Genomic DNA, 6,526 nt, shown 5'->3' with positions numbered 1-6,526 from the left:
CAACTTCCCGAACCGCCCGGTGCGGACCCGCATGCCGGGTGGTGTGGCAGGGGTACGGCCTCATGGCCGTCCCCTATGCCGATTCGTCCACACGCCTTGCCGGGTCCTGCTGGCCGGGAAAGTCCGTTCAGGCGTGGGGCCCCGCGCGCTGCCTGCCCATGCGGGCCGGCCCGGCCACAGGCGGTCGTCGCTCAACCGCCATCGTCGCCCTGATCGTCGCTGTCGTCCGCGGGCTGCTTCGGCGGCGGCGGGCGTTTGCCGATCATCACGTCGACATCCAGTTCCTTATTCTTGCGCACGACATGAACCTTCGCGTTCGTGCCCGGCTTGATCTGCGCGATCACGTTCAGGAGGCGCGTCGTGTCCGTGATGTTCTCACCGTTCACGCTCACCAGAATGTCGCCCGGTTTGATGCCGGCCTTGTCGGCGGGTCCGCCCTGCAGCACACCCGCGACGATCGCGCCCGAATCCTGCTGGAGCCCGAACGACTCGGCGATTTCCGGCGTGACGTCCTGCGGCTCGACGCCGATCCATCCGCGCGTCACCGAGCCCGTCGTGATGATGCTTTCCAGCACGCTGCGCGCCGTCGAAACCGGAATCGCGAACCCGATGCCGAGCGAGCCGCCCGAGCGCGAGTAAATGGCGGTATTGATGCCCAGCAGATTGCCGTTCACATCCACCAGCGCGCCACCCGAGTTACCCGGATTGATCGCCGCGTCGGTCTGGATGAAGTTTTCGAACGTGTTGATGCCGAGGTGATTGCGCCCGAGCGCGCTGATGATGCCCATCGTTACCGTCTGGCCGACGCCGAACGGGTTGCCGATCGCGAGCACCACGTCGCCGACGCGCGTCTGGTCCATGCGGCCGAGCGTGATCGTCGGCAGATTGGTCATGTTGACCTTGAGCACGGCCAGATCCGTCTCCGGATCGACGCCAATGACCTTCGCGTTCGTGGTGCGGCCGTCGGCGAGCGCGATTTCGATCTGATCCGCGCCGTCCACGACGTGCTGGTTCGTTAGAATGTAACCTTCCGGACTCACGATGACGCCCGAGCCGAGATTGGCCGCCGGTTGTTCCTGCTGCCTGCGGTTGTTGTTCCTGTCGCCGAAGAAGTAGCGGAAGAGCGGATCTTTCGCGCGCGGGTCGGGCGGAAGCGAGCCGTCCTTGCTGGAGAACACGTTGACGACCGCCGGCATGGCCTTGTGCGCCGCGTCGGCGTACGAAGCCTGCGCGGCGCCGCTACCCCCGCCGATGCCTGGCGCCACTTCGCGCAGGGCGACGATCGGTTCGGCGAGTTGCTTGCCGAACTGACCCTGGCGCTGCAGCCATTGCGGCTTGAGTGTCGCAATGATGAACATCAGCGCCAGCAGTACCGTCACCGCCTGGGCGAAGAACAGCCAAAAGCGTCTAAGCATCTGAAGATATTAGAGGTTTATATGGATCGGATCGAACTGGAATTGTACTTGAACAATCTTCTGCAAACCGCGAGGTTCAAGGACTATTGCCCCAATGGCCTGCAGGTCGAAGGCCGGCGTCGCGTAAAAAAGATCGCGACCGGCGTGACCGCCTCGGCGGCCTTTCTGGAGGCGGCAATCGAGTGGGGCGCGGACGCGGTCTTCGTCCATCACGGTTACTTCTGGCGCAACGAGGCGCCGCAGATCACCGGCCGCAAACATGGCCGCATCAAGCTGCTGATCCAGAACGACCTGAACCTGTTCGCCTACCATCTGCCGCTCGACGACCACCCGGAATTCGGCAATAACGCGCAACTGGGCGTGAAAATGGGCTGGATCCCCGATGAAACCCGTTTCGGCGACACCAACCTCGGCTGGCTGAGCACGCTGCCGATGCCCATCACGCTCGCCCACTTCACCGCGCAGGTCGAGCAGACGCTTGGCCGCACGCCGCTCGTCCTCGGCGACCCGGACCGTGAACTGCGCCGCGTCGCCTGGTGCACGGGCGCCGCGCAAAGCTATTTCGACGCGGCGATCGCCGCCGGCGCCGATGTCTTCCTCACCGGCGAAATCTCCGAACCGACCACCCACACGGCGGCCGAAAGCGGCGTCGCGTTCCTCGCCGCGGGCCATCACGCGACCGAGCGCTTCGGCGTCCAGGCGATCGGTGCGCATCTGTCCGAGACCTTCGATCTCGAGCATCTCTTTATCGATGTCCATAATCCAGTCTGATTTTCCGCTGATTAGTGAACAAAAAGGCTGGGTAACGGAGGGAACGCTTAAGAAACCGCATAAAAATGTTTGCGATTTGTGCGGGGATACCCTGATTTATCAAAGACTTCGCACGCTTTTTGGTATTCGGCCCTTGTAAATGCCGACTCCATTCGAGCAAACTAGCGGCGGTAGAACTGGCTTGACGGAAAAATCCAACTCAGAAGTGGGGCGTGTGATGCGAGACAAGGAAGATGAACGCGTCGACGGCAGCCGTCGTACCTGGCTGATTGCGACGACCGTAGCAGGTGGCGTAGGAGGAGTTGCCACTGTAGTGCCCTTTGTTAGTTCGTTTGCACCATCTGAAAAGGCCAAGGCAGCAGGCGCCCCGGTCGAAGTCGATATCAGCAACCTGAAGCCCGGCGACATGATGACCGTGGCATGGCGGGGCAAGCCGGTGTGGATCATCAACCGCACCGACAGGATGCTCGCCGACGTCAAGAAAGCCGATCAGGAAGTCGCTGACCCGGACAGCAAGAAACCCTTCTCGATGCCGGAGCCGGACTACTGCAAGAACGAATTCCGCTCCCGCGCCGACCGCAAGAACATATTGGTCGCCGTCGCCGTGTGCACCCATCTGGGCTGCACGCCGACGCCACGCTTCCAGGAGGGCGCGCAGCCCAATCTTCCGGACGACTGGCCAGGCGGCTTCCTGTGCCCGTGCCACGGCTCGACCTATGACATGGCCGGCCGCGTCTTCAAGAACAAACCGGCTCCGCAGAATCTCGACATTCCGCCCTACATGTTCACGTCGGCGAATTCGCTCGTGATCGGCAAGGACGAGAAAGGAGAAGCGTAAAAATGGCGATCGAAAAAGAAGTAGAGACGACCGGGCTGGTCGGCTGGATCGACCGCCGCTTTCCGCTGACCTCGACGTGGAAACAGCACGTCTCCGAGTACTACGCACCGAAGAACTTCAACTTCTGGTACTTCTTCGGCTCGCTTGCGCTGCTGGTGCTGGTGAACCAGATCGTCACCGGCATTTTTCTCACGATGAACTACAAGCCCGACGCGACGCTCGCGTTCTCGTCGGTCGAGTACATCATGCGCGAGGTGCCGTGGGGCTGGCTGATCCGCTACATGCATTCCACAGGCGCGTCGCTGTTCTTCGTCGTCGTGTATCTGCATATGTTTCGCGGGCTGCTCTACGGTTCGTACCGCAAGCCGCGTGAACTCGTGTGGATCTTCGGCTGCGCGATCTTCCTGTGCCTGATGGCCGAAGCGTTTTTCGGCTACCTGCTGCCGTGGGGCCAGATGTCGTTCTGGGGCGCGCAGGTGATCGTGAACCTGTTCTCGGCGATTCCGTTTATCGGGCCGGATCTGTCGCTGTGGATTCGCGGCGATTACGTGGTGTCCGACGTCACGCTGAACCGCTTCTTCGCGTTTCACGTGATCGCGATTCCGCTCGTGCTGCTCGGACTGGTGGTCGCTCACCTCGTGGCACTGCATGAAGTGGGCTCGAACAACCCGGACGGCATCGAGATCAAGGCGAAGAAGGACGCGGACGGCAAACCGCTCGACGGCATCCCGTTCCATCCGTATTACTCGGTCCACGATTTTCTGGGCGTGTCCGTGTTTCTGTTAATCTTCGCCGCGATCATCTTTTTCGCGCCGGAAATGGGTGGCTACTTCCTCGAGGCGAATAACTTCGTCCCGGCGAACCCGCTGCAGACGCCGCCGGAAATCGCTCCGGTCTGGTACTTCACTGCGTTCTACGCGATGCTGCGCGCCACGACCGATCCGTTCAAGATCGTCCTGATGGTCGTGATCGCGTTGCTGGGCCTGCTCGCGCTGGTGCGCGCGCGCGGCAAGTGGAAGTTCGGTCTGCCGGTGCTCGCCGTACTGGTGGTTCTGGCGATGGCGTTCACCGAGTCGAAGTTCTGGGGCGTCGTGGTGATGGGAACGGCGGTGGTGTCGCTGTTCTTCCTGCCGTGGCTCGACCAGTCGCCGGTGAAATCGATCCGCTACCGGCCGTTCTTCCACAAGGTGTTCTACGGGATCTTCGTGCTGGCGTTTCTGACGTTGGGCTTCCTCGGGACGAAGCCGCCATCGCCTGCCTCGACGCTGATCGCGCAGATCTGCGCACTGATCTACTTTGCGTTCTTCCTCGGCATGCCGTTCTGGACACGGCTCGGACGGTTCAAACAACCGCCCGAACGGGTCCGGTTCAAGCCTCACTAACGCGCGCCAGGAGAACCCACAATGAAAAAACTGCTTTCGACGCTTGCGCTGATCGGCGCCGCTTCGACAATGGCCTTCGCGCTGATGGTGAGTCCGGCGCACGCGGACGAGAATTTCCCGCTCGACCGCGCGCCCGATAACGCGGACAATTTCGCCTCCCTGCAGCATGGCGCGCAATTGTTTGTAAACTATTGCCTGAACTGCCATAGCGCGAACCTGATGCGATACAGCCGCCTGGAGGATCTGGGCATTTCGCAGAAGGAAATCGAGAAGAACCTGTTGTTCACGACCGACAAGGTCGGTAACACGATGTCGGTGGCGATGCGGCCTGAAGACGCGAAAGCGTGGTTCGGGGCGCAACCGCCGGATCTGTCGGTGGAAGCGCGGGCGCGCAGCAAGGACTGGTTGTATACGTATCTGCGCAGTTTCTACCGCGATGACACACGGCCGACAGGCTGGAACAATATGGTGTATGACAACGTGAGCATGCCGCACGTGTTGTGGCAGCTTCAGGGCCAGCGGACCGCGAAGTTCGAGGACGACACCGACGAAAACACGGGCGAAAAGATCCGCAAGTTTGTCGGCTACCAGCAGGTCACGCCGGGGACGATGTCGGCAGTAGATTATGATTCTGCTGTTGCCGACCTCGTGTCGTACCTGTCGTGGATGTCCGAACCCACGCAGCAGACGCGCAAACGGCTGGGCGTATGGGTGCTGATGTTCCTCGGCATCCTGAGCTTTTTCGCCTGGCGATTGAACGCCGCGTACTGGAAAGATATCAAATAATCACGCCGTGACCGGCGTGGGGCCGGCGCAAGGAAAAACCGCGAGGCGGTTTTTTCCGCGCTGGCCCTTCAGCTTTTTGAGGAAATGTAAAAATGATGGTTCTGTACTCTGGCACGACTTGTCCCTTCTCCCAGCGCTGCCGGCTGGTGTTGTTCGAAAAGGGCATGGACTTCGAGATTCGCGACGTTGACCTGTTCAACAAGCCAGAAGACATCGCGGTGATGAATCCGTATGGTCAGGTGCCGATCCTCGTCGAACGGGACCTGATTCTGTACGAATCGAACATCATCAACGAGTATATCGACGAGCGCTTCCCGCACCCGCAACTGATGCCGGCTGATCCGGTGCAACGTGCACGCGCGCGTCTGTTCCTGCTCAACTTCGAGAAGGAACTGTTCGTGCACGTCGGCACGCTGGAAAACGAAAAGGGCAAGGCTGCCGAGAAAAATCACGAAAAGGCGCGTATCGCGATTCGTGACCGTCTGACGCAACTCGCACCGATCTTCCTCAAGAACAAGTACATGCTCGGCGAAGAGTTCTCGATGCTCGACGTGGCGATCGCGCCGCTGTTGTGGCGTCTGGATCACTACGGCATCGAACTGTCGAAGAACGCCGCACCGCTGATGAAGTACGCCGAACGCATTTTCAGCCGTCCGGCCTATATCGAAGCGCTGACACCTTCGGAAAAGGTGATGCGTCGTTGAGTCTGGTTCTGGGGGTGAAAGCGTCGCGCCGTCGTGCTGATTGCGACTGATTACGCGACGTCTTTCGTCCGGTACGGGGAATGTTGATGCAAGAGATTTCCACGAAGCCTTACCTGCTGCGCGCGCTGTACGAGTGGTGCACGGATAACGGTTACACGCCGCACATCGCGGTACGGGTCGACAACCAGACACGCGTTCCGCGCCAGTTCGTGCGCGACAACGAAATCGTGCTGAACATCAGCTTCGAGGCAACGAGCCAGTTGCAGATGGGCAATGAGCTTGTCGAGTTCAACGCGCGGTTTTCGGGGAAGTCGCACCGGATCGAAGTGCCGATCGCGAACGTGCTTGCGATCTATGCGCGCGAGAACGGGCAGGGCATGGCGTTCCCGGTCGATTCCCCGGGTGGCGAAGCGGCGGATTCCAGCGAAGAAGATGACGCAGGCGCGGCCGTCGATGCACCTGTGACGATCGGCGGCAGTACGCCAGCGGCCGTTCCGGCCGGTTCGCGCAATACCTCGACGGCGCAAAAGCCCGACGACGCCGGCGATGCACCGAAACCCGACGACGATGGCTCAAAAGGTGGCGGCAGAGGTCACCTCAAGGTCGTGAAATGAAGTAAAATCGCCGTCC

7 protein-coding genes are annotated in these 6,526 nt (G+C 60.9%); 6 read left to right on the top strand and 1 reads right to left on the bottom strand.

Annotation, left to right across the window (positions count from 1 at the left end):
* Window positions 1-191 precede the first annotated feature (191 nt).
* Window positions 192-1,415, bottom strand: coding sequence for a Do family serine endopeptidase (locus LPA37_RS21740; RefSeq protein ID WP_229013692.1), 1,224 nt, complete (start codon window positions 1,413-1,415; stop codon window positions 192-194).
* A 21-nt stretch (window positions 1,416-1,436) separates the two neighbouring features.
* Between LPA37_RS21740 and LPA37_RS21735 the strand changes: the two genes are divergently transcribed.
* From LPA37_RS21735 to LPA37_RS21710, 6 genes are all read left to right on the top strand, one after another.
* Window positions 1,437-2,186 (top strand): Nif3-like dinuclear metal center hexameric protein, encoded by a 750-nt coding sequence (locus tag LPA37_RS21735; RefSeq protein WP_228980370.1) that lies wholly within the window; start codon window positions 1,437-1,439, stop codon window positions 2,184-2,186.
* 217 nt (window positions 2,187-2,403) lie between these two features.
* Window positions 2,404-3,024, top strand: a complete 621-nt coding sequence (petA, locus tag LPA37_RS21730; protein WP_228980501.1) for a ubiquinol-cytochrome c reductase iron-sulfur subunit — start codon at window positions 2,404-2,406, stop codon at window positions 3,022-3,024.
* Window positions 3,025-3,026: 2 nt separating this feature from the next.
* Window positions 3,027-4,406: a cytochrome b gene (locus LPA37_RS21725; RefSeq protein ID WP_228980371.1), complete on the top strand. Its 1,380-nt coding sequence runs from the start codon at window positions 3,027-3,029 to the stop codon at window positions 4,404-4,406.
* Between the two features lie 21 nt (window positions 4,407-4,427).
* Window positions 4,428-5,192 carry a cytochrome c1 gene (locus LPA37_RS21720; RefSeq protein ID WP_228980372.1) on the top strand — a complete coding sequence of 255 codons (765 nt, stop codon included), beginning with the start codon at window positions 4,428-4,430 and terminating at the stop codon, window positions 5,190-5,192.
* Between the two features lie 92 nt (window positions 5,193-5,284).
* On the top strand, window positions 5,285-5,896 hold the full coding sequence (locus tag LPA37_RS21715) for a glutathione S-transferase N-terminal domain-containing protein (protein WP_090537322.1): 612 nt from the start codon (window positions 5,285-5,287) through the stop codon (window positions 5,894-5,896).
* 86 nt (window positions 5,897-5,982) lie between these two features.
* Window positions 5,983-6,510 carry a ClpXP protease specificity-enhancing factor gene (locus tag LPA37_RS21710; protein ID WP_228980373.1) on the top strand — a complete coding sequence of 176 codons (528 nt, stop codon included), beginning with the start codon at window positions 5,983-5,985 and terminating at the stop codon, window positions 6,508-6,510.
* Window positions 6,511-6,526: the final 16 nt, after the last annotated feature.

It is taken from the genome of Paraburkholderia gardini (assembly GCF_907164545.1).
GTDB classification, from domain to species: Bacteria; Pseudomonadota; Gammaproteobacteria; order Burkholderiales; family Burkholderiaceae; genus Paraburkholderia; species Paraburkholderia gardini.
Note: the sequence above shows the minus strand (reverse complement) of the source record. Positions and strands in the feature narration are given on the sequence as shown.